At 61.8% G+C, this 22747-nt stretch carries 20 protein-coding genes and 2 pseudogenes; 9 read left to right on the top strand and 13 right to left on the bottom strand.

Translation table 11 applies throughout. The features are described from left to right. Window positions 1-133: 133 nt before the first annotated feature. The 3 genes from HX821_RS25380 to HX821_RS25370 are packed head-to-tail and all read right to left on the bottom strand — an operon-like array spanning window position 134 to window position 3757. On the bottom strand, window positions 134-1231 hold the full coding sequence (locus HX821_RS25380) for a DUF1513 domain-containing protein (protein ID WP_177036716.1): 1098 nt from the start codon (window positions 1229-1231) through the stop codon (window positions 134-136). Window positions 1232-1233: 2 nt separating this feature from the next. Next, window positions 1234-2298 (bottom strand): imelysin family protein, encoded by a 1065-nt coding sequence (locus HX821_RS25375; RefSeq protein ID WP_102369806.1) that lies wholly within the window; start codon window positions 2296-2298, stop codon window positions 1234-1236. Window positions 2299-2329: 31 nt separating this feature from the next. Beyond that, complete coding sequence (locus HX821_RS25370) at window positions 2330-3757, bottom strand: di-heme oxidoredictase family protein (protein ID WP_008435515.1); 1428 nt, start codon at window positions 3755-3757, stop codon at window positions 2330-2332. Window positions 3758-3896: 139 nt separating this feature from the next. On the opposite strand from HX821_RS25370, the gene HX821_RS25365 reads away from it, so the two are divergent. Beyond that, window positions 3897-4460, top strand: coding sequence for an NAD(P)H nitroreductase (locus HX821_RS25365; protein ID WP_003214103.1), 564 nt, complete (start codon window positions 3897-3899; stop codon window positions 4458-4460). A gap of 148 nt (window positions 4461-4608) precedes the next feature. On the opposite strand, the gene HX821_RS32105 is transcribed toward HX821_RS25365, so the two are convergent. The 8 genes and pseudogenes from HX821_RS32105 to gap form a co-directional block, all read right to left on the bottom strand. Then, on the bottom strand, window positions 4609-5364 hold the full coding sequence (locus tag HX821_RS32105; RefSeq protein ID WP_371316416.1) for a methyl-accepting chemotaxis protein: 756 nt from the start codon (window positions 5362-5364) through the stop codon (window positions 4609-4611). Window positions 5365-5466: 102 nt separating this feature from the next. Further along, a pseudogene (locus HX821_RS32100) lies at window positions 5467-6606 on the bottom strand (HAMP domain-containing protein); the annotation flags it as partial. 265 nt (window positions 6607-6871) lie between these two features. Beyond that, entirely contained in the window at window positions 6872-7273 is a 402-nt protein-coding gene (locus HX821_RS25355; protein ID WP_003214107.1) for a YbaN family protein, read from the bottom strand. 170 nt (window positions 7274-7443) lie between these two features. Then, on the bottom strand, window positions 7444-8052 hold the full coding sequence (locus HX821_RS25350; RefSeq protein ID WP_003214109.1) for a biliverdin-producing heme oxygenase: 609 nt from the start codon (window positions 8050-8052) through the stop codon (window positions 7444-7446). A gap of 131 nt (window positions 8053-8183) precedes the next feature. Next, window positions 8184-10763 carry a TonB-dependent receptor gene (locus HX821_RS25345; RefSeq protein ID WP_102369803.1) on the bottom strand — a complete coding sequence of 860 codons (2580 nt, stop codon included), beginning with the start codon at window positions 10761-10763 and terminating at the stop codon, window positions 8184-8186. A 117-nt stretch (window positions 10764-10880) separates the two neighbouring features. After that, window positions 10881-11849, bottom strand: coding sequence for a FecR domain-containing protein (locus HX821_RS25340; RefSeq protein WP_087694633.1), 969 nt, complete (start codon window positions 11847-11849; stop codon window positions 10881-10883). 61 nt (window positions 11850-11910) lie between these two features. Next, a complete protein-coding gene (locus HX821_RS25335) occupies window positions 11911-12429 on the bottom strand; it encodes an RNA polymerase sigma factor (protein ID WP_003214115.1) in 519 nt (172 codons plus the stop codon). 184 nt (window positions 12430-12613) lie between these two features. Next, window positions 12614-13615, bottom strand: a complete 1002-nt coding sequence (gap, locus tag HX821_RS25330; RefSeq protein ID WP_003214117.1) for a type I glyceraldehyde-3-phosphate dehydrogenase — start codon at window positions 13613-13615, stop codon at window positions 12614-12616. 221 nt (window positions 13616-13836) lie between these two features. Between gap and edd the strand changes: the two genes are divergently transcribed. The 5 genes and pseudogenes from edd to HX821_RS32095 all read left to right on the top strand — a co-directional run. Beyond that, window positions 13837-15663 (top strand): phosphogluconate dehydratase, encoded by a 1827-nt coding sequence (gene edd / locus HX821_RS25325; RefSeq protein WP_003214119.1) that lies wholly within the window; start codon window positions 13837-13839, stop codon window positions 15661-15663. Continuing rightward, window positions 15660-16616, top strand: a complete 957-nt coding sequence (locus tag HX821_RS25320) for a glucokinase (protein WP_003214122.1) — start codon at window positions 15660-15662, stop codon at window positions 16614-16616. Before edd ends, HX821_RS25320 begins: the two co-directional genes overlap by 4 nt. 154 nt (window positions 16617-16770) lie before the next feature. Beyond that, window positions 16771-17502, top strand: coding sequence for a response regulator (locus tag HX821_RS25315; protein ID WP_003214124.1), 732 nt, complete (start codon window positions 16771-16773; stop codon window positions 17500-17502). Then, window positions 17492-18961: an ATP-binding protein gene (locus HX821_RS25310; RefSeq protein WP_003214126.1), complete on the top strand. Its 1470-nt coding sequence runs from the start codon at window positions 17492-17494 to the stop codon at window positions 18959-18961. The genes HX821_RS25315 and HX821_RS25310 overlap by 11 nt, the downstream gene beginning before the upstream one ends. A 21-nt stretch (window positions 18962-18982) precedes the next feature. Beyond that, window positions 18983-19084: pseudogene (locus HX821_RS32095) on the top strand (N-acetyltransferase); the annotation flags it as partial. A 29-nt stretch (window positions 19085-19113) separates the two neighbouring features. Here the strand turns inward: HX821_RS32095 and HX821_RS25305 are convergent. Beyond that, window positions 19114-20043, bottom strand: a complete 930-nt coding sequence (locus HX821_RS25305) for an AraC family transcriptional regulator (RefSeq protein WP_003214128.1) — start codon at window positions 20041-20043, stop codon at window positions 19114-19116. Between the two features lie 326 nt (window positions 20044-20369). Here HX821_RS25305 and HX821_RS25300 point away from each other — a divergent pair, with 326 nt between their 5' ends. Continuing rightward, window positions 20370-20711, top strand: a complete 342-nt coding sequence (locus HX821_RS25300) for an antibiotic biosynthesis monooxygenase family protein (RefSeq protein ID WP_003214130.1) — start codon at window positions 20370-20372, stop codon at window positions 20709-20711. Between the two features lie 43 nt (window positions 20712-20754). Beyond that, window positions 20755-21003 (top strand): hypothetical protein, encoded by a 249-nt coding sequence (locus tag HX821_RS25295; protein WP_003214132.1) that lies wholly within the window; start codon window positions 20755-20757, stop codon window positions 21001-21003. A 141-nt stretch (window positions 21004-21144) separates the two neighbouring features. On the opposite strand, the gene HX821_RS25290 is transcribed toward HX821_RS25295, so the two are convergent. After that, the gene (locus tag HX821_RS25290; RefSeq protein WP_087694636.1) at window positions 21145-21777 is read right to left on the bottom strand and encodes a flavin reductase family protein; all 633 of its coding nucleotides are present in this window, start codon (window positions 21775-21777) and stop codon (window positions 21145-21147) included. A 195-nt stretch (window positions 21778-21972) separates the two neighbouring features. Between HX821_RS25290 and HX821_RS25285 the strand changes: the two genes are divergently transcribed. Further along, a complete protein-coding gene (locus HX821_RS25285) occupies window positions 21973-22728 on the top strand; it encodes a hypothetical protein (protein WP_177036707.1) in 756 nt (251 codons plus the stop codon). Window positions 22729-22747 lie beyond the last annotated feature (19 nt).

The following is a 22747-nucleotide window of genomic DNA, read 5'->3' as shown; positions in this document are numbered from 1 at the left end:
GAGGTGCCGAGTGGTGGGGCAAGAGCCCTTTTGGTTACTTTTGGGGCTCTTTTCCAAAAGTGACCCGCTGTAAGAGCGGAACCATAAGTGGCCGTTACCGCAGCAACGGATATGCCCCCAATCAGCCCCCCAATCAAACCAGATGCAGATGGTTATCCCAAAGCCCCGCCGGCAACTCCAGCGGCTTGCCCACCAACGGCACCTGCCGGCAATCATAAAACCGGCAACGGCCCTGCCCGGAAGTCACCACAAACCCGTCAGCCACCGCACCCACCCCGGCACAATCCGGCAACGGCCCGTCCAGCAGCAACTGCGCGCTGTCCATGTTCCAGATAAAGAACCGATTCCCCCGAGGCGCCGTCAACGCCACCAGCCGCAACTCACTGTGCACCGCTACGCTGGCCGTGTAATGCCCCATGGCCTGCAACTGCTCGTCCGCCACCGGAAACGCCACAAACGGCTGCCCTGGTCGCTTGATCGCCAGCAACTCCGACCGCTCATGAGACGCCCCCATGAACTGCTGCCCCGCGAGGATCGTCCCGTCGCTGGCAATCCCCATATGCCGCACACTGTTCATCTGCTGGCCCAGGGTCTCCTTGCTCAACAGCGTCCCGTCGCGCTTCATCAGGACCAGGCTCGGCTCCATGGCATTCAGGTTCATCTCCACCCGGCTCTCAGCCTCAGTGCGAATCCCGCCGTTAGCCACCACCAGCGTCTCGCCATCAGGCATCCACGACACCTGGTGCGGCCCAATCCCATGGGTAGAAATCTCCCCGGTGTGCACCAGCCGCTCACCCTCGAACCGGTACACCCCCAGCAAACCGCGACCCGGGTCAGACGTGTCGTTCTCTGTGGCATACAACCACTCGCCATCCTTGTGCACCACCGCATGCCCGTAAAAGTGGCGATTGGCCTTGGAGGTGATGGTTTGCAACAGCGCCCCGTCCCGCAGGTCGATCAGGTAACTCTCGGTGCCGGGCCGGCGGGCGACAAACAGCGCAATCGGCAGCGTCGGGTGGTTGATGATGTCGTGGCAGCGCTGGCCGACCTCGGTGGCAAATACCTGCTTGCCGTCCAGGCGAAAGCCGACGGCGTAGTGCCTGCCATCACTGTCATCCCGCGCCGAGAGCAGCAGCGGGCTTTTGCCCTTCTGCTTGAACAGCGTCCAGCCGCCCAAAGTGATCGCACTGAGCAGCACGCTGCCGAGGGCCAAAGCCTGTCGCCTGAGCATCATCAGTCACCGTCGTTGGCGTTAAAGCCCAGTTGGATGCCCAGCGCCTTGGCCAGCTCGCCTTCGTGCAGGCGGTGGACGACGTTGAGGCTGTCGTAGATATCGTTGAGTTGCTGGCGCCCGGCATCGTCGGCCAGCATTTCATTCAGCGTACGCTGGTTGCTGGCGAAGAGTTTCAGGGAGGCGGCATACGCGGCGTCGATCTTGTCAGCCAGGGGCTTTTGATCGGCAGGCAACAGGCCGCGCAGGCCTTTGTTGTCGACGCCGACCCAGACGGTCTGGGCGGCAGCCAGGCTGGCTTCCAGGCTTTGCAGGGACGACTGGCTGCGCCACGCATCGGCCTGGAACGGTTGCGGGATGCCCTTGGTCTGGCGGCCCATCGGGGTGCCGAGTTTTTTCTTCAGGGTGTCCAGCGCAGTCACTTGAACCCGCAGCAGGTCGGCGATGGCTTCGTGGGAATCGGCGTAGCGCTGGTTAGGAAACTTGGTCATCTGCGCCAGCATGCCGTCGGTGCTGTTCCAGCTCGACAGGATCTCTTCGGCCAGCAGTTTCTGGCGCTCGCCGATGGCTACCAGCAACGGGCAGTAGCGGGCTTTTTGCGTCTCGTCCGCCAGATCGGTCTTGGCGTCGTAGAGGATGTATTCGTAGGCCGACAGGCCCTGCACCACGACGCTGGATTTGGCCAGGGTGGCGGCGTCGATCTGTGGTTGGGCGGTCACCAGTTGCTCGACTTGACGACCCACCAGGTTTTTCTTGTCCGGCCAGAACTGCACCTGCCACGAGCGGTTGCCCTCGGCCAGCGGGCCGATCAGCAGCGGTTGCAACTCGGCCCAGGCCTTTTGCGCGTGCAGGAAGTCGGCGCGGGCGGTCTCCAGGCTTTCCTTGCCCTGGCAGTAGGCCAGGGCGCTGACGGCCAGTTGGCGGTCGGCTTCAACCCAGCGGCTGTAGGTCGGCAGGATCACTTGCTTGGCGATGGCCGCCGAGGTCACCGCTTGCGGGTCCTGGGGCGAGCACGCACCGAGGGCGAGGGCGGCCAGGCTGGTGAACAACAACTTGGGACGGAACATGTCGAGCTCCCTTCTGTAATTAGGACAAAGCTTATAAAGAATTCAGAAATGCCAGCAACGCGGCGCGCTGCTCTGCATTGAACGACAACACATGCTGCTGCGCCGCCTGGGCTTCACCGCCGTGCCACAGCACGGCCTCCATCAGGTTGCGGGCGCGGCCGTCATGCAAGAACTGGGTGTGGCCACTGACGGCTTGCGTCAGGCCAATGCCCCACAACGGCGGCGTGCGCCAGTCGCGGCCACTGGCCTTGAATTCGCTGCGGTTGTCGGCGAGGCCGTCGCCCATGTCGTGCAGCAGCAAGTCGCTGTAGGGGCGAATCACCTGGTTAGCCAATTCAGGTTCGGCGGCGGTGGGCGCCGTGGTGAATTGCGGGGTGTGGCAGCCCTGGCAACCGGCCTGGTAGAACAGGTTTTTCCCGGCCAGCACTTGCGGTGCGTTGACGTCGCGGCGGGCGGGGACGGCCAGGTTGCGGGTGTAGAACAGCACCAGGCGCAGGATATTGTCGCTGACCTCAGGCTCGCCATCCGGGCCATTGCCGTTGGGCGCCTGTTTGCAGGCCACTTGTGCATCGGTGCAGTCATCGAACGGTCTCAGGGAGGTGGTCAGGCCCATATCACCAGAGAACGCGTGAACATTTTGTTGATTGAGGTTCGGTTGCCCGGCTTTCCAGCCAAATCGACCGAGCACGGTCTTGTGTTGCGCGTCGTCCCAGACCCAATTCGCCCGCCCGACGATGGCTTCCTTGTCGGCGGTTTTCGGGTCGGTGTTGCGCAGGATGTCGGCGTCGGGGATCGCTTCGAGCAGCCCCAGGCCGATCATCGGCGGTGCAACCCGCGCCGAGAAGCGCGTGTCGGGGTGCATCGGCCCATAACCGAGCTGGGTGATTTGCAGGGCCGGCTTGCGCAATTCGACCACGGTGCCGTCCTTGAAGCGGACGTTGACCGGTGTGTAGTCGACCCGCACCTTGCCCTCCGGGGCGACGCCGGGCACGGCCATGTCCTGCAATTGCCCACCGTAGACCGGTTCGGGGACTACACCCAGTTGCTCGATGACCTTCGCATAGGGCGGTGCATCGGGAATCGACAGGCGTACCAGCATCGACACCGCGTTGGGCGCATCGGGCAATGGCGGATGCCCACGGCCATCCTTGATATGGCAGTTCTGGCAGGCATTGGTATTGAACAGCGGGCCCAGCCCGTCGCGGGCAGTGGTGGTGGACGGGGCAATCACCCAAGGGCTGCGAAAGAAACTGTTGCCGACGCTGAAGTCCAGGCGCCGGGTGGGCGACAGGTTGGCCGAGGGCAGGGAGAAGGCGTTCTGGTCGGTCTTCCTCACCGTGGTCGCGCCACCGGCACGCGCTTCACCAGGCTCGGCCTTGGTGAATCGCGGGGCGTCATCGCAGGCACTCAGGCTCAAGGCCATCAACAGTGCAGACAGGCGAAGGGGCGAACGGGACATCAGTCTTCCTGAACGTAGGCTGAAAATAAGGCCGCAAAGTCTAACAGGGCAGGGCGGATTGAATAAGAGCAATTATCGTTTGGTGGTATCCGATTCATTCCCGCTAGAATGACCGCACATTTTTCTCTGGAGGTGGCTAATGCAGGCTCTCGACGCTTTGCTCAACCGTGTTTCCGTGCCGCGACTGCTGGACCCGGCACCGACCCAGGAGCAGCGCGACCTGCTGTTCGCCGCTGCCATGCGCGCGCCCGACCACGGCCAGCTGCGGCCCTGGCGCTTCCTGACGGTGGAAGGTGCGGCACGTGAGCGCATGGGCACCCTGCTGGCCGAAGCCGCCCGCCTGCAGGACGCCGACGCGCCCCAGGCCGCGATCGACAAGGCGCAGAACGGCCCGCTGCGGGCGCCGTTGGTGGTGGTGGTGATTGCCCGCCTGCAGGAACATTTCAAAGTGCCAAAATCCGAGCAGCTGCTGGCGGCGGCCTGTGCGGCTCACGGGATTCTGCTGGCGGCGTACGCCCAGGGGATCGGCGCGGTGTGGCGCACCGGTGAGTTGTCGTACTCGGCCCATGTCGCCAAAGGCCTCGGGCTGAAGGCGGATGAGGAAGTGATTGGCTTCCTCTACCTGGGCACCCCACAAAACCCGCCGCGTACGGCCCCGAAAGAAGACCTCGCGCCGTTTGTGGCGGCCTGGACGGGTCAATAAGGCACCGCAACTTTAATGTGGACGGGCTTGTGTGGGAGCGGGCTTGCGCGCGAATGCGGTGTGTCAGTCAATACATGTACCGACTGATCCACCGTATTCGCGGGCAAGCCCGCTCCCACATTTGGTGCTTACTGGCTTCAAGCCCGGGTCAAACCCGAAACTGATCCATCAGCTTCATCTGCTGGCTGGCCAGGGCGTTGAGCTGGCTGCTGATGGCCGCCGATTCGGTGGCCTGGCCGGTCAGGGTTTCGGTCACTGTGCGGATTGCCGAGACGTTGCGGTTGACCTCCTCGGCCACCGCACTTTGCTGCTCGGCGGCGCTGGCGATTTGCAGGTTCATGTCGCTGATCACCGTTACCGCATCGCTGATCTTGCCCAGGGCCTGCACCGCCTGATGAATCTGCCCGGCGTTGTTCTGCGCCTGGGTCTGGCTCGAATGCATGGTCGCCACCACTCCACGGGTGCCAGTCTGGATGCGTTCGATCACCAGGCGAATCTCCTCCACTGAATCCTGGGTGCGCTTGGCCAGGTTGCGCACCTCGTCGGCCACCACCGCAAAACCGCGCCCGCTTTCCCCGGCTCGCGCCGCTTCAATCGCAGCGTTCAGGGCCAGCAGGTTGGTCTGTTCGGCGATGCTGCGGATCACTTCCAGTACCGAGTCGATCTGCTCGCTGTTCACCGCCAGGGCTTCGACTTCGGTCACGGCCTTGCTGACTTCTTCGGCCAGGGTGGTGATGTCGCGGGTGCTGCGTTCAATGATCTGCATGCCTTCGCGGGCTGACTGGTCGGCGCCGCGGGCCGCGCTGGCGGCGTTGGAGGCGCTGTTGGCCACGTCGTGGGCGGTGGCGCTCATTTCATTCGAGGCGGTGGCCACCTGGTCGATCTCACGGAACTGCACCTGCATGCCTTCGCTGGTCTGGCGCGCGATTGCCGAGGACTGGTCGGCGGTGCCACGGGCTTCGGTGATGCTTTGCTTGATCTGCGCGATGGTCGGCTGCAGCTTGTCGAGGAAGCGGTTGAACCAGTTCACCAGTTCCCCCAGTTCATCTTTTTTACCGTAGGCCAGGCGCTGGGTGAGGTCGCCGTCGCCGCTGGCGATTTCCTTGAGCATGGCGGCCACGCTGTTGATCGGCCGGGTCACGCCGGTGGCGGTCAGCCAGATCAGCAACAGGCCCAGCAGCCCGGCGGCTGCGCCTACCAGCAACGCCTTGACGGTGCCACTGGCCTGAGCCTTGTCGAGCACCGCCTGGAGTTTGAGCGAGTCTGCCAGCAGCACTTGTTTGGGCAGCTTGATTACCACGCCCCAGGATTTGGCGTCGGCAATCGGTTTGACCGGGTACACGGCGCGAATCGTGCCGTCTTCCTCGCGGATCTTGCGGGTATCGCTGGACAGCAGTTGCACGATCTCTTTGCCTTCGGCACCGAGGGTGTCCACCAGGTTTTTGCCGACTTTGGCCGGCTCGCCGCTGTAGCCGGCGATCAAGCCGTTACCGGACAGTATTTCGAGAATTCCGGCGCCGTTGAACAGTTCTTTTTGCGCCGCATTGGTCGCCGCTTGCAGGGCATTGAGGGCGAGGTCCACACCGACCACGCCGATCACTTTGCCGTCGACCAGCAGCGGCAGGGAAATGGTGGTCATCAACACCGGCTTGCCGGCCACGGTGTCTTCATACGGGTCCAGCAGGCAGGTGTTTTTTGTGTCCCGCGGGCAGGTGTACCAGATGTTGTAGGGCGTGCCGCTGAGGTTGAGGCTGGTCTTGGTCAGGTCATCCTCGACCATCACGGTGTTCAGGCCTTCACCGCCGGCGCGGCTCCAGTAGCTGGAAAAGCGGCCTTTTTCGTTGGACACACGGGCGGCATCATTGACGAATTCACTGTCTTTGCCATCGAGAGCGTTGGGCTCGAATGACAGCCAGATGCCGAGCACCTTGGTGTTGCGGTCGAAGGCGGTTTTCAGGCTGTGGTTGAGTTCTTCACGCAAGGCCCCGGCATCCAGCGAGCGCTTGGCGGCCAGAGTGCGCAGGTCCTTGATCTGGTCGGCGAGGGCGGTCACCACCAACAGGCTTTCACCGAAGGTCTTTTGCAGTTGTACTGCTTGTTCGGCGGCCTTGGCCTGCAGCAGGTTCTGCACACTGTCGGTGAGCATTCGCGAGCTTGAATCGCTGATGAGTTCGTCGTTCTGGTTGGTCTGGTACAGGTTCATGCCGACCACCAGGGCGATCACCCCCAGCAAGCACAGACCGGACAACAGCACGATTTTCAAGCGAATGGAGAGGGTGTCGAACATAGAAGTACCCGCGAATGGACTTATTAGTATGCAAGCTCAGGCGAGTCCATTCGGCGCTATGCCCGGAACATCGGCTTGGGCCGGCAGTTCATGAGCGGGAGCCGATGAGCGGTAGTGGGGGGTGTCAGGTGGGTTGCGGGAGACGTTCCGGTCGCGACCAGATCCACAGGTTGCCCATGCTCATTCCGGCGATGGCCAGGTAGATCGGCCAGCCGTGGTCGAGCATCACCAGCATCAGGCCGGCGCACAGCAGCATGCTCACGGTGGCGCTGACTTTGGCCCGGCGGGCGATGATCCTGCCATTGCGCCAATTGAACAGGATCGGCCCGAACAGCCGGTGGTTTTCCAGCCAGGCACTCAGGCGCGGCGAGCTTTTGGTGGCGGCCCAGGCGGCCAGCAGGATGAATTCGGTGGTGGGCAAGCCCGGTACCACAATCGCAATCAAGCCGATGCCCAGGCTGACGTAGGCCAGCAGGCCGAACAGGACGCGGGCGATTTTGGATGAGGATTGGGTTTTGCCGGTCATGGGTGCGGTTTGCATGGATGGATTTACGAAGGATTCAAAGTGAAACCGGATCAAAATGTGGGAGCGGGCTTGCTCGCGAATGCGGTGGTTCAGTCAATATATCTGGTGACTGAACCACGGCATTCGCGAGCAAGCCCGCTCCCACATTTGATTGCATTCCAATCAGGGAATCAGGCCAGTTCAGGGGCGCTAGCGTACGCCTGTTCCAGCAACACGGTGAAGCGCACGAACGCATCAATCGCGCCTTTCTCCACTTCGGCTTCTTCTTCAGCGGTGAATTCCAGTGCGTCGAGGGTGCGGGTGAAGCGCTTCCAGCCTTCAGCGCGACCACCTGCCGGCTCGCCCAGGTGACGGGCACCGAAGGTTTCGCTCAGGCCCAGGCCCACGGCGCGCTTGATCAGGAACGCGGCGCCCAGCTTGGAACCTTCGGACACGAACAGCCACCCCAGGGCTTCGGCCTTGCTCGGGTTTTTCACCGCGCCGGCCACCGGTGCCGGTACTTCGGTGTCCAGGTCGCCCAGGTCCAGCTTGGCCGCTTCGGCACGGCAGCGTTCGGCGAGGTCAGGGACGATCTTGATCAACTCGGCATCGTTGTACAGCGCCACCAGCTCCGACTGGAACAGGTATTGCGCGACCACGAAGCGGGCGAAGTTGGCCTGGGTTTCAAACGGTGCATGGGCCTTCACCAACGCATCGAGCTTGGTGTGCGGTTCATTGGTGATCTGGTTCAGGCGCTGGGAGCGCAGGGCTGCACGTTCTGCGGTAGGGGAGGCGGTCATCGGGGAGTCCTTGAGAAGAGAAAGCGTCTGGTTGCCAGGCTGTTATGAACTAGACGAACCAGAAGACGCGTCACAGTAAAAAATCCTCACCCCGGCGCAGATTAAATCGCGCCGGGGTGAGGCTCCGTGGATCAGATGTCCCAGATCAGGTTGATCGCAAAGTTGCGGCCCGGCTGGGTCAGGCGGTCGAGGTTGGCCGGGCCGGTCACACCGGCTTCGCCGACGCTGTCGTAGCTGCGCACGTCATCCCAGTTCCAGTATTTCTTGTCCGTCAGGTTGTACAGGCCGCCGTTGATGGTCACGTCGTTGGTGACTTTGTAGAAGCCGGTCAGGTCGACGATGCCAAAACCCGGGGTCTTGAACGGGCCGTTGGCGCTGTTGCCGTCAGGGGCGAAGAAGGTGGTGCTGTCGACGCGGTCCTGTTTCTTGACCAGGGTCCAGCTGACCAGAGCACCGTAGTTCTGCTGGTCATAGCCCAGGCCGAACACGCCCTTGAGCGGGTTGACGCTGTTCAACGGTTCGCCGTTGTCGTCATTGCGCCCGTAGGTGTAGGCAATCGAGCCTTGGGTATACAGGCCCTGCGGTGCGCCGAATGCGTCGAGGCTCAAGCGGCCCTTGGCCTCCACGCCCTTGATGGTGGCGTGCTTGATGTTGTTGGCTTCGAACTGCTGGACGGTGCCACCGGCAACCGAGGCATCTTCGTCGATGAAATCACGGTACTTGTTGTAGTACACCGCCACATCAAACGAGCCCGAGTCGAAGTTGCCGCGAATCCCGGTTTCGACACCCCGGCTGCTTTCCGGCTTGAGGTCCGGGTTGGGTTCGACGGTGTAGCGCTGCTGCAGGTTTTCAAAGCGGCCATACAAGGCCTTGGCCGATGGCGTGCGATAGCCTTCGGCGTATTGGCCGAACCAGGTGTATTGCTCGGTCAGGGCATAAGTGATGCCGAATTTTGGCGTTACACGGTGCCAGTTCTTTTCCGAATCGCTGTGGTCGTAGATGCGTGTCGGGTCAACGGTATTGAGGAATTCCTGGGTCAGCTTGGGTTTGAGCTGGATGTAGTCGTACCGTACGCTGGGCAGGAAGGTCCACTTGTCCCAGGCAATCTGGTCCTGGGCAAACAGCGCGTAGGAGTTGATGGTCGGGTCGGGGAAGTCGCTGGCTTTTTTCACGCTGTCGGCGGCCGACGGGCTTGGTGCACCGATGGCGGTGCAGCCTGCGCCGACCGCCAGGCAGGTCGCGGCGCCTTCACGGGAACCGGTGACTTTCTGCTGCTTGAGGGTGGTGCCGTAGGTCACGACATGGTCGGTTTCGCCGATGCTGAAAGCCTTGTCCAACTGCGCGTCGAATACCCACTGCTTCTCTTCGTACAGGGTCTCGCGGGTGCGCAATACCTTGCGCGATGGCTGGTAGATTTCTGCGGTGGTCTGGTCGGTCTTGGCGATCTGGTAGTTGAGGCTGGTCTTGATGTGATCGGCAATCGGCGAGTCGAGGGCGAACTTGTTTTCGATGCCGAAGCGTTCGCGGGTGATGGTGTCGTTGCCCGTGCGGCCGCGGTAGAAATTGAAGCCCTGGCCACCGACAAACGGGCCACCCACTGCGTTTTTCAGGTTGGTGTCGCGATCGTCCTTGAACTTCTCGTAGGTCAGGCCCAGGCGGTTGTCTTCGCCGTAGTTCCAACCCAGTTTGGCCAGCACGTTGGTGGTGCGCGCATCTTCCGGGTTGGCGCCGGTGCGGGCCAGGCCGGTGGCGTTATTGCCGTCGTAGGATTCCATCTCGTGACCGTTGCGCTGGCTCAGGTGCAGCAAGCCGTCGAAGTCCTGCACGCGACCGGCGACGGTGCCGGAGGTCAGCCAGCTCTCATCGGCGGAGCTGTAGCCGGTCTTCAGGCGTGCGCCGTAGTCCTGCCCGGGCTTGATGATGTCGTTGGGGTCGAGGGTAAAGTAGCTCACCGCGCCGCCGATGGCGCTGCTGCCGTACAAGGCCGAGGCCGGGCCGCGCAGGATTTCCACGCGCTTGACGATTTCCGGGTCGACGTAGTTGCGGCGGGTCTTGGCGTAGGGGCCGTTGAAGAAGTTGTCCGGCACCTCGACGCCGTCCACCTGGGTCAGGATACGGTCGCCGTCGATCCCGCGAATGTTGTAGCCAGCATTGCCGGAGCGGGTGCCGGCACCGCCCACCGAAACACCTGGCTCATAACGCACCAGTTCACGGATGGTGTTGACGTTCTGGCGGTCCAGTTCTTCGCGGTCGTGCACGGTCACGGTGCTGGGCACGCTGTCCACGGCCTGTTCCTGGCGGGTGGCACTGATGGTCATCTGTTGCAGGGTGATGGCGCCGACGGCGACGCGTTTTTCCAGCACGATGTTGTTGTTGCCCAGTTTGCGATAACCCAGGTTGGTCCCCACCAACAGCCGGTCCAGGGCTTTATCCGCCGGCAATGAGCCGCGCACGCCAGGGGACGACACACCCTGGCCCAGTTCTGCCGGCAGGCCGACTTGCCAGCCGGTCACCGCGGTGAAGGCGTTCAGCGCCGAGACCAGGGATTGCTGCTCGATGCTGAAGCTGTAATTGCCCTGGCTGCGGCTGGCAGGCTCGGCGGCGGTGGCGGCCATGACGGGCGCACCGGCCAACAGGATTGCGGCCGTCAGCAGCGACAAGCCCTGGCGGCGAACGGGCGAAGAGGACCGGCGGTTGAAACGAGACGACATCGAGAGCGCTCCGGAAGGTACGAATCTTATAGTTGCGCACTGAATCAAATAGGAATCAGTTGCATTGGCTATAACGAGACGTATCGTCGCTGGCTATCGAGTAAAAATAATTCTCATTTAGTTCAGGATCACCAGCGCCGGGTATTCCGAGAGCTTGGCCGAGGTGATGTGGGCCAGGGAGCGCACCACGTCGAGCGGCTGGTCGAGCCGGTAATTGCCGGTGACGGCCACGCTGGCGAGCCTGTCGTTGTTGTTGACGATCCAGCCGGGGTAGTAGCGACGCAATTCGGCCAGTACTTCGCTCATCGGGCAGTTTTCGAAGATCAACCGGCCGTCGACCCAGGCCAGGTCCTTGGTGGTGTCGAGCTTGGCCGGTTGGCCGAAGCCCTTGGGCCCGATGCGGATACTTTCACCGGCGCTCAGGCGCACCCGCGCGTCGTCAAACGTGTTGCTCAGGTCGACATCACCGCGCTGTACCTGAACCTGGGCTTCACCGTTCAAGTAGCGCACCGCGAAAGAGGTGTCCCTCACGCTGGCGCGCACCGGGCCGGCGTCGATTTCCAGGGGCAGGCCACGGCTGGGCAGCACTTCGAAAAACGCCTCGCCCTGATACAGGCGGGCGATGCGCTGGTGGTCCTTGATGCTGCTGGAGAAGGCTGAATTGGTGTTGAGCAACACTTTCGAGCCATCGTCCAGTTGCAGGCGCTGGCGCTCGCCCACCACGGTCAGATGGTCGGCCTGCAGGCGCATAGGCAGGTTGCTGAAGCTGAACAGGCCCAGCAGCAACACAGCGGCAGTGGCCAGGGGCTTCCAGTGCGGTTTGATACGGCGCCAGGCGCTGGGTTTGCGTGGAGCATTCAGGGCGACGGCAGCGCTGTGAACCGGCGCGCCGCCCCAGGCAGTCTGGGCCTTGATGAAGGCTTCGGCGTTTAACGGGTCGTTGGCGAGCCAGGCTTCAAATTCCGCCTGCTGCCCGGGTTGCGGGCACTGCAACGCGATCAGCCAGTCGAGGGCTTGGTCCATGGCCGCGTCTTGCAACACCTCATGAGCCAGCTCATGGGGGTGCCGTTTATTCGGTTCCGTCACGGTGTTCCTCGGGTCTTCGCCACGTTTTAATCAATAGTCCTACAGACTGTGCCGACAAAGCTTAAGGGCGATCCAGTCTTTCGGCCACACCTATGCAGATGGCCATGATCAGTTTCAGTTCCTTCTGCACGGTGCTCAGGGACACGTCGAGCTTGTCGGCGATCTCCTGATAGCTGCAACCGTGCAGGCGGCTGAGGATGAATATCTGCTGCTGGCGGGCGCTCAACTGGCCGAGGCTGACACTCAGGTGCTCGAGCAATTGCTCGGCCTGTGTCGCGTCTTCGGGGGTGCTGACGGGGGAGGCGACGCTTTGCAGGACGTCCAGCGGGACATCTTCCTGCAGGGTGCGGGCCTGAATCCTGCGGGCGCGCAGGTGGTCCAGCGCCAGGTTGCGCGCCGTCTGGTAGACAAAGGGTTCGAGGTGGTCGATCGGCCGTTCGCTCAGGGCCCGGGTAACGCGCAGGTAGGTTTCCTGCAACAGGTCCTCGGCGGTGCTGTGGTTATTCACCATCCGCTGCAAGGTGCGCAGCAAAATCACCCGTTGGGTGAGGAAGACTTGGTTGAAACGAGATTGGCTCACAGTGATACCAGACCGATTTGCAGCGAATGATAATGCTTATCATCAACGCAAATGGCAAGTGGCACTTTGGATTACTGTAGGAGCGAGCTTGCTCGCGAAGGGCGTCAACGATATCGCTGGCATCCTGAATAAACGCGGTGGTTTTGCGTTTTTCGCGAGCAAGCTCGCTCCTACAGGCCGAGCATTACTCGGCGTTGCACAGCGCCAGGCAGTTATCCAGCATCCGGTTCGAGAAGCCCCACTCGTTGTCATACCAGGCCAGCACTTTCAGCAGTTTGCCGCTGACCTTGGTGTGATTGGCGTCGAAGATCGACGAAAGCGGGTTATGGTTGAAATCACTGGAAACCAGCGGCAGGGTGTTGTAGCCGAGGATTTTCGAGTGCTGGCTGGCTTCTTTCAGCAGCGCGTTGACCTGCTCGGCACTGGCTTCTTTTTTCAGTTGCACGGTGAGGTCCACCAGCGACACGTTGATCACCGGTACACGCACGGCCATGCCGGTCAGCTTGCCTGCCAGTTCCGGCAGCACCAGGCCCACGGCTTCGGCAGCGCCGGTCTTGCTCGGGATCATGTTCTGGGTGGCCGAGCGCGCGCGGTACGGGTCGGTGTGGTAGACGTCGGTCAGGTTCTGGTCGTTGGTGTAGGCGTGGATGGTGGTCATCAGGCCGCTTTCGATGCCCAGCTCGCGGTGCAGCACCTGGGCCACGGGCGCCAGGCAGTTGGTGGTGCAGGAAGCGTTGGAGATGATCTGGTGGGATTGACGCAAAATGTCATGGTTTACCCCGTACACCACGGTGGCATCGGCGCCCTTGGCCGGGGCCGAGATGATTACCTTGCGCGCGCCGGCGGTAATATGGGCGGCGGCCTTGTCACGGTCGGTGAACAGACCGGTGCATTCGAACACCACGTCCACCTTGTGCGCAGCCCACGGCAGGTCGGCCGGGTTGCGAATGGCACTCACGGCAATCCGGTCACCGTTCACGGTCAGGCTTTCCTGATCATGAGCGACCTCTGCGTCGAAAGTACCGTGGACGGTGTCGTATTTAAGCAGGTGGGCATTGATCGAGCTGTCGCCGAGATCGTTGATGGCGACGATCTGCAAATCCTGACGGTAGCCTTGGGTATAAAGTGCGCGCAGGACATTACGGCCAATACGGCCAAAACCATTGATAGCGATACGTAGAGTCATTGGAAGGTGCCTGTCGTCGATTTGTTGTAAGAATTACAAGATTATTCGCATAAAAATAGAAAACAAGCCTTTTTAGTGGCAATATTTTGTTCAATCTACAACGAGTGACCTGAATCAACTGGTCCGATTGGTCAAGCAACACCCTGCCAACCTCTTCGCGGCGGGCTTTTGACCAGCATAGACACTCAGGTCGCCACATCCGTTAGCCTGGAGTTCTATACATGCATCCCCGCGTACTTGAGGTCACCGAACGGCTTATCGCCCGCAGCCGTGCAACCCGTGAGGCATACCTTGCGCTCATTCGCGGCGCTGCCAGCGACGGCCCGATGCGCGGCAAGCTGCAATGCGCCAACTTTGCCCACGGCGTGGCCGGGTGTGGCACCGAAGACAAAAACAGCCTGCGCATGATGAACGCCGCCAACGTGGCAATTGTTTCGTCATATAACGACATGCTGTCGGCCCACCAGCCATACGAACATTTCCCCGAGCAAATCAAAAAGGCCCTGCGTGAAGTCGGTTCTGTTGGCCAGTTCGCCGGCGGTACCCCCGCCATGTGCGACGGCGTGACCCAGGGCGAGCCAGGCATGGAGCTCAGCCTGCTGAGCCGCGAAGTGATCGCCATGTCCACGGCGGTAGCGCTGTCCCATAACATGTTCGACGCCGCGCTGATGCTGGGTATCTGCGACAAGATCGTCCCCGGCCTGATGATGGGCGCCCTGCGCTACGGCCACCTGCCGATGATCTTCGTACCGGGCGGCCCGATGCCGTCGGGGATCTCCAACAAACAGAAAGCCGACGTGCGCCAGCGCTACGCCGAAGGCAAGGCCACCCGCGAAGAGCTGCTGGAATCGGAGATGAAGTCCTACCACAGCCCGGGCACCTGCACCTTCTACGGCACCGCCAACACCAACCAGTTGCTGATGGAAGTCATGGGCCTGCACCTGCCGGGCGCCTCGTTCGTCAACCCGTACACGCCGCTGCGTGACGCCCTGACCCGCGAAGCCGCGCACCAGGTCACGCGCCTGACCAAGGCCAACGGCAGCTTCACGCCGATCGGCGAGATCGTCGACGAGAAATCCATCGTCAACTCCATCATCGCCCTCAACGCCACTGGTGGGTCCACCAACCACACCCTGCACATGCCGGCCATCGCCATGTCGGCGGGCATCATCCTGACTTGGGATGATATGGCCGACCTCTCCGAAGTGGTGCCGACCCTGTCCCACGTGTATCCAAACGGCAAGGCCGACATCAACCACTTCCAGGCGGCGGGAGGCATGTCGTTCCTGATCCGCGAACTGCTGGAAGCCGGCCTGCTGCACAACGACGTCAACACCGTGGCCGGTCATGGCCTGAGCCGCTACACCCAGGAACCGTTCCTGGTGGACGGCGAGCTGGTATGGCGTGAAGGCCCGATCGAAAGCCTCGACGAAACCATCCTGCGTCCCGTGGCCCGTGCGTTCTCTCCGGAAGGCGGCCTGCGGGTAATGGAAGGCAACCTCGGCCGGGGTGTGATGAAGGTCTCCGCCGTGGCCCTCGAACATCAAATCGTCGAAGCCCCGGCCGTGGTGTTCCAGGACCAGCAAGACCTGGCCGACGCGTTCAAGGCCGGTGAGTTGGAAAAAGACTTTGTTGCGGTGATGCGTTTCCAGGGCCCGCGCTCCAACGGCATGCCGGAATTGCACAAGATGACCCCGTTCCTCGGCGTGTTGCAGGATCGTGGCTTCAAAGTGGCGTTGGTAACAGACGGGCGCATGTCCGGCGCCTCGGGTAAGATTCCCGCCGCGATTCACGTCAACCCCGAAGCCCAGAGCGGCGGGCCACTGGCACGTGTGCGCGATGGCGATATCATTCGCGTGGATGGCGTCAAAGGCACCTTGGAGCTTAAGGTGGACGCCGAAGAATTTGCCGCGCGCGCGCCTGCCACGGGCCTTCTGGGCAATAACGTGGGGGCCGGTCGCGAGTTGTTTGCGTTTATGCGTTTGGCTGCAAGCTCCGCAGAGCAGGGCGCCAGCGCCTTTACCTCTGCCTTGGAGACACTTAAGTGAAGCTAGCGCTGGTCGGTGATATCGGTGGTACCAACGCCCGTTTTGCGTTGTGGCGGGATCAGGAGCTGCATTCGATCCGCGTCCATGCGACGGCGGATCATGCCAGCCCGGAGGAGGCGATCCAGGTCTATCTGAAGGAAGAAGGCTTGGCCATCGGCTCGATTGGCGCGGTGTGCCTGTCGGTCGCGGGGCCGGTGAGTGGAGATGAATTTAAATTCACCAACAATCACTGGCGCCTGAGCAAGACTGCGTTCTGCAAGACCTTGCAGGTAGACGAGCTGCTGCTGGTGAATGATTTCTCGGCCATGGCCCTGGGCATGACCCGCCTGAAGCCCGACGAATTCCGCGTGGTGTGCGAAGGCACGCCGGAGCCGTTGCGCCCTGCGGTGGTGATTGGCCCGGGCACTGGCCTGGGCGTGGGCACCTTGCTCGACCTCGGCCATGGCCGTTGGGCGGCATTGCCGGGGGAGGGCGGCCATGTCGACCTGCCCGTGAGCAGCCCGCGTGAAGCCCAGCTGTGGCAGCACATCTACAATGAGATCGGCCATGTCAGCGCTGAAACTGCCTTGAGCGGTGGCGGTTTGCCCAGGTTGTACCGGGCGATCTGCGCGGTGGACGGTCACGAGGCGGTTCTGGAAACTCCCGAAGCCATCACTGCCGCTGGCCTGGCGGGTGACCCGATAGCCCTGGAAGTGCTGGACCAGTTCAGTATCTGGCTGGGCCGCGTTGCCGGTAACAACGTGCTGACCACCGGCGGTCGTGGTGGCGTGTACATCGTGGGTGGGGTGATCCCGCGCTTTGCCGATTTCTTTATCAAGAGTGGTTTTGCCAGGAGTTTTGGCGACAAGGGCTGCATGAGCGACTACTTCAAAGGCATTCCGGTGTGGCTGGTGACGGCACCGTATTCAGGGTTGACAGGTGCTGGTGTGGCGCTTGAGCAGGCATTTGCGTAGGCAGTGATGGCCTCTTCGCGAGCAAGCCCGCTCCCACATTCAATCCCATTCCAACTGGATGAATGAGGTCGAATGTGGGAGCGGGCTTGCTCGCGAAGGCGGCCTCAAGGGCAACAAATGACTTAAGCTTGGCCATAACAACAAGGAGGACCCCGTGAGCGTAATCAGTAAATCCATTCTCCTGGTCGACGACGACCAGGAAATCCGCGAGTTGCTGCAAACCTACCTCAGCCGCGCCGGTTTCCAGGTGCGCGGCGTGCCGGATGGCGCGGGGTTCCGCCAGGCGATGAACGAAGCCCCGTGCGACCTGGTGATCCTTGATGTGATGCTGCCGGACGAAGACGGTTTCAGCCTCTGCCGCTGGATCCGCCAGCACCCGCGCCAGGCCCAGGTGCCGATCATCATGCTCACCGCCAGTTCCGACGAAGCCGACCGCGTCATCGGCCTGGAGCTGGGTGCCGACGATTACATCGGCAAACCCTTCAGCCCCCGTGAGTTGCAGGCCCGTATCAAGGCCTTGTTGCGGCGCTGCCAGTTTGGCCAGGAGCGCAGCGGCGGCGAGGTGCTGGTGTTTGGCGAGTGGCGCCTGGACATGGTCAGCCACCGGCTGTTCCACGTCGACGGCGAGGAAGTGATTCTTTCCGGCGCCGATTTTGCCCTGCTCAAACTGTTCCTCGACCACCCCCAGCAAATCCTCGACCGCGACACCATCGGCAACGCCACCCGTGGCCGCGACCTGATGCCCCTGGACCGGATTGTCGACATGGCCGTCAGCCGTCTGCGCCAACGCCTGCGCGACACCGAAAAACCACCCCGGCTGATCCGCACCGTGCGCGGCAGTGGCTATCAATTGGCAGCCAGCGTGGTTGCCGGCAATGCCCACTGAGCGCCTGCGTGAACTGCGCCGGCGCATCCCGGTACCGCGTTCGCTGCTGGGGCGGATGTTACTGCTGACCCTGTTGGCGGTGCTGTTTGCCCAGGCGTTGTCCAGCGTGATCTGGGTCTCGCAATTGCGCGCTACCCAGCTTGAAGGCCTGGTAACCGCCGCCCGCAGCCTGGCGCATTCGATGACCGCCAGCGTCAGTTATTTCCGCTCGTTGCCGGTGGCCTTCCGGCCGTTGGTACTGGACCAGTTGCGCAGCATGGGCGGTACCCGGTTTGTGGTGACGCTCAACGATAAGCCCCTGGACATGGCGGTATTGCCGGAAACCCCGCGCAAGCATGCAGTGCTCGGTGCTGTCGAAGAAGTGTTGCGCCAGACCCTGGGCAGCGACGTGCATGTTTCGGTGGAGTTCGTCAGCGCCGAAGACCTGCGCATCTTCAACGCCGGCTTGAAACTCGATGAGTTGCCGCGCTCCTGGGCGCATTACGCGTTGACCCTGGAACCGGTGAATCCGCCGGTGTTGGTCACCCAGATCCAGCTGGCCCAGGGCGAATGGCTCTACATTGCCTCCTTGCTGCCCGAACCCTATACCAGCCTCGAAGAACAAGGCCTGCCATACCAGCAGGTGTGGTTTATCGTGCTCACCAGCGGCTTCCTGCTGCTGTTTATCGGCCTGTTGGTGCACTGGCAAAGCCGTCCACTCAAGCGCCTGGCGAGGGCGGCGCGGGACATGTCCCTGGGCGCCGACGTGGAGCCGGTGGCCGAAGGCGGCGGCAGCGAAGTGGTGGAAGTAGGCCGCGCGTTCAATGCCATGCGCGAACGCATCAGCCGTTACCTGACCGAACGCAGCCAGCTGTTCAGCGCCATTTCCCACGACCTGCGCACACCCATCACACGCCTGCGGTTGCGGGTGGAATTGCTGGAAGACGAGAACCTGCAAGCCAAGTTCGGCCGCGACCTGGATGAACTGGAGTTGCTGGTCAAAGGCGCGTTGCAGTGCGTGAAGGACACCGACATCCACGAAAACATCGAACCGGTGGACCTCAACCACGTACTCGACTGCCTGGTGGAGCCGTACCTGGCGCCCAACGGCAATGGGCGCGTGACCCAACATGGTCGGGCACTTACGACGTACCCGGGCAAGCCGCTGGCGCTCAAGCGCTGCATCGGCAACCTGATCGACAACGCCCTGAAGTACGGGCAGAACGCCCATTTGCACATTGAAGACGATGGCGCGGAGTTCATCCTCCACGTCGACGACGAAGGCCCGGGCGTGCCGGAACAGCGCCTGGAGCAGGTCTTCGAGCCGCACTTCCGCCTGGCCGGGCAGCAACAGGGTTACGGCCTGGGCCTGGGCATCGCCCGCAACATTGCCCACAGCCATGGCGGTGAAGTGAGTTTGCAGAATCTGCGGGAGGGCGGTTTGCGGGTGACCTTGCAACTGCCTCGTGGCCTGGATTGAACACCACCAATACCGCAGCTGATTGAGTACTTGTGGCGAGGGAGCTTGCTCCCGTTGGGGCGCGAAGCGGCCCCAAAAGATGGGACTGCTGCGCAGTCCAACGGGAGCAAGCTCCCTCGCCACATTATTAGTATCCGGTGTTATAACCGTGGTTAGACGCTCTGGCGCAACCTGGCCAGATCCCGCAACGGCGGCGCACCAAACAGCCGGCTGTATTCGCGGCTGAACTGTGATGGGCTCTCATAGCCCACCCGATACCCCGCCGCCGAGGCTTCCAGGCCCTCGGCGATCATCAACCGCCGAGCCTCCTGCAAACGCAGTTGCTTCTGGTACTGCAGCGGGCTCATGGCGGTCATCGCCTTGAAGCGGTGGTGCAAGGTCGAGACGCTGAGGTTCACTTCCTTGGCCAGGTCATCAATGCGCAGGGGCTGTTCGTAGTTGCCGTTCAACCAGGTGATCGCCTGGCTCACCCGATGGCTCTGACTGTTGGCGACGGCAATTTCATACAGCCGATAACCCTGTGGACCGCGCAACAGGCGATAGAGAATTTCCCGATTGATCAGCGGCGCGAGCATTGCGATGTCTTTCGGTGCGTCGAGCAATCGGGTCAGGCGCAGCACGGCGTCCAGTAGCTGGCTGTCCAGGCGGTCGACATACATCCCTCGGGAGGTCGGGCGCGGGGGCACGCCCATCGGCCCGGCTTCGGCAATCAGTGCGGTGATCTGTGCCGGGTCGATATTCACCCGAATCGACAGGTTGGGGTCTTCCGGCGTGGCATCAAGGATGCGCCCGGCCACCGGCATCGCTACCGAAAACACCAGGTAATTGAGCGGGTCGTAGGCGAAGACTTCATCCGCCAGGCGCACTTCCTTGCTGCCCTGGGCGAGGATGCACAGCGCGGGTTCAACCAGCACCGGCGTGAATTCACGCGGGGAGTTATGGCGGTTGAGATACAGCGACGTGATCGCCGTGCCGTAGGAACCATCCTCCCAGGTATGCCGGCGAACGATGCCGGCGAGTTCTGCGCGCTGCTTTTCCATATCGGCGTCGAGGGGTTTGGAGCGAAGTTCGGGCGACGACATGGGACATCCTCTGGTGCTTTGACGATGGGCACAGCTTAAGGGCGGCTTTGCAAAAAGCGGTATTTCGATTCTGCACAATCCTTGCCTGATCCTGCGAAAAATCGTGAATCAGGCAAGCCGGGGCCTGTCATGCCCCTGAAATACGGCAGTCATGCCGGGAATAAACTTCGCAGGCCGATTGCTATATCTACGTATCTCGCAGGATTGTGCAATAAGCCAGCAGGAATTGACTAACCGCATCCACACCCGCGCCCGTATCTTTGATCCTGTGGCAACACGCCCTCACAGTGCTTGCCGAGCATCACTTCTCAACGGGAGAGTCGAACATGTCCACCCCCATTCCCGCGAGCCATATGGCCTTTATCCGTGCCCGTACCGGGTACAGCACCGAACTGGGTGCACGCTTGAGCAGTTTGATCGAACCGGGCCGCCAGGCTCAGGGTTGCCTGCAATTCTCGTTGCAGCACTCCCTGGCCGACCCGGATGTGTGGTTGGTGTCGGGCTTCTGGAGCAGCGAGCAGGCGATGAGTGCCTACTTCAGCTCGCCGGCGCTGATGGTCTTCACCGAGTTGTTGAATGACATGGTGGTTCGCAGCATGGACTTCCAGACCTTTACCGACGCCTCGGCGGCCAATGCCTATGGCGAGTACCTGCAACTGGCGGGCTAGTGCTTTAGAATGGCCGCCTTTCCCATTGGCCAGGACCTGCAACATGGCACGTAAAGAGTTTGCCCACCACGAAGCCGTTTCCGCCTTGGTGCGTGAAGAAGAGGGTGGCTATAGCGCCGCCATCGCCGTCAAGGCGCTGGATGGCATGGGCGCACCGCGCTTTCACAAGATCCTCGATGGACAGACGTTCAAGACTGCCTCCGACGCCGACGATGCCGCAGCTCTGCAACTGGAGCGCTTGGTCGATGTAGATGAAGACGGTCAGCTCTCTTGGGCAACTTCCGCCAACTAAAAACACCGCTGATCCAAATCTGGGAGCGGGCTTGTGTGGGAGCGGGCTTGCTCGCGAATGCGGTGGATCAGTTGGCATATGCATTGACTGATACGCCCCCTTCGCGAGCAAGCCCGCTCCCACATTTTTATCTCGTTCCAATCAGCGTTGCGTGGCGCCTGGGCGGTACATTTTGAACAGCGCTTCCGGCCCCAACTGAAAATAATCCGCCGGGCCACCTCCACGCAGGATCGGCTGGGCGGCAGCTGTGTCGTACACCCCGTCTTTCAATAGCCACTTGGCAATATGCACCGCGACCACCTCGCCGAGCACCAACCAGCTTGGCACCAGCTGTTTGTCGGCGCGCTGCAGTTGAATGATCTGCGTCACCTTGCACTCGAACGACACCGGGCTTTCGGCCACGCGAGGCACGGCGATCACCTTTGAAGCCACCGGCGTCAGGCCCGACAATTCAAACTCGTTGACCTCGGGTGATACCGGCGCGCAACTCTGGTTCATCTGCTCGGCCAGCGGGCGGGTGGCCAGGTTCCACACGAACTCACCGGTCTGTTCGATGTTGTTCAGGCTGTCTTTGCGCCCGACACTGGAAAACCCAATGATCGGCGGAATGTAGTTGAACGCGTTAAAGAAACTGTAGGGCGCCAGGTTCAAGCGGCCCTGGCTGTCGTGGGACGAAATCCAGCCAATCGGGCGCGGGCCGACAATCGCATTGAACGGGTCATGGGGCAGGCCGTGGCCGTTGGCGGGTTCGTAGAAATGAATATCGTCGGACATGGCCGGGGTTCCTGCTGCGCGGTTCTGGGGAGGGCACCATAGTGCAATCCGGCGCGGCGGATTTCTATCATCCATATGGAATTTTCATACAGCCCCCACCTATTTTTCACAGCTCCCGGGTCAGTCTGCGCGCCAGGTCGACACCCCCTATAAGTCGACCGATTGAACGACTGAGCCTTTGGAGCCTTCTGCACAATGAACAAACTTCCTCAGATCACCCTGGCGTTCTGGGTCATGAAAATCTGCGCCACGACCCTGGGCGAAACCGCCGGGGACTTGCTGTCGATGACCTTGAATGTCGGTTACGCCATCAGCTCGATGATCCTGATCAGCGTGTTCCTGGTCACTCTGGTGACGCAACTCTGGTCGAAAACCTACAACCCGGTGCTGTACTGGATCGTGATCCTGTCCACCAGCACCGCCGGCACCACCATGTCGGACTTTATGGACCGCACGCTGGGGCTGGGTTATGCCACGGGCTCGATGATTCTGGTGTCGATCCTGGTGGCGATCTTTGCCCTGTGGCGTATCAGCGGCGACTCGCTGAACGTGAACAAGGTGCAGACCTTTCGCGGTGAGCTGTTCTACTGGATGGCGATTCTGTTCTCCAACACCCTGGGCACGGCGCTGGGTGATTTCCTCGCGGATGATTCCGGGCTGGGGTTCGCTGGTGGCGCGTTGCTGATCGGGGCGAGTATCGCGGTGGTGGTGTTGCTTAAATACTTCACGCGGATTTCGTCGGTGCTGCTGTTCTGGGTGGCGTTTGTGTTGACCCGGCCGTTCGGCGCAACCCTGGGTGACTTCCTGACCAAACCCCATGAAAAGGGCGGGCTGGACTTTGGCACCATCGGCTCGTCGGCCGTGTTGGCGGCGGTGCTGGTGGTGATGATTGCCGGGGCGGCGTATGTCCAGCGTCGGTATGGACGCCAGGCGGCTGCCGAGCTGTCTTGAGGGCAATGAAAAAGGGCCG

Source organism: Pseudomonas sp. B6001 (assembly GCF_013386015.1).
Lineage (GTDB): Bacteria > Pseudomonadota > Gammaproteobacteria > Pseudomonadales > Pseudomonadaceae > Aquipseudomonas.
The sequence above is the reverse complement of the archived record's forward strand: the minus strand, read 5'-3'. Positions and strand labels throughout refer to the sequence as shown.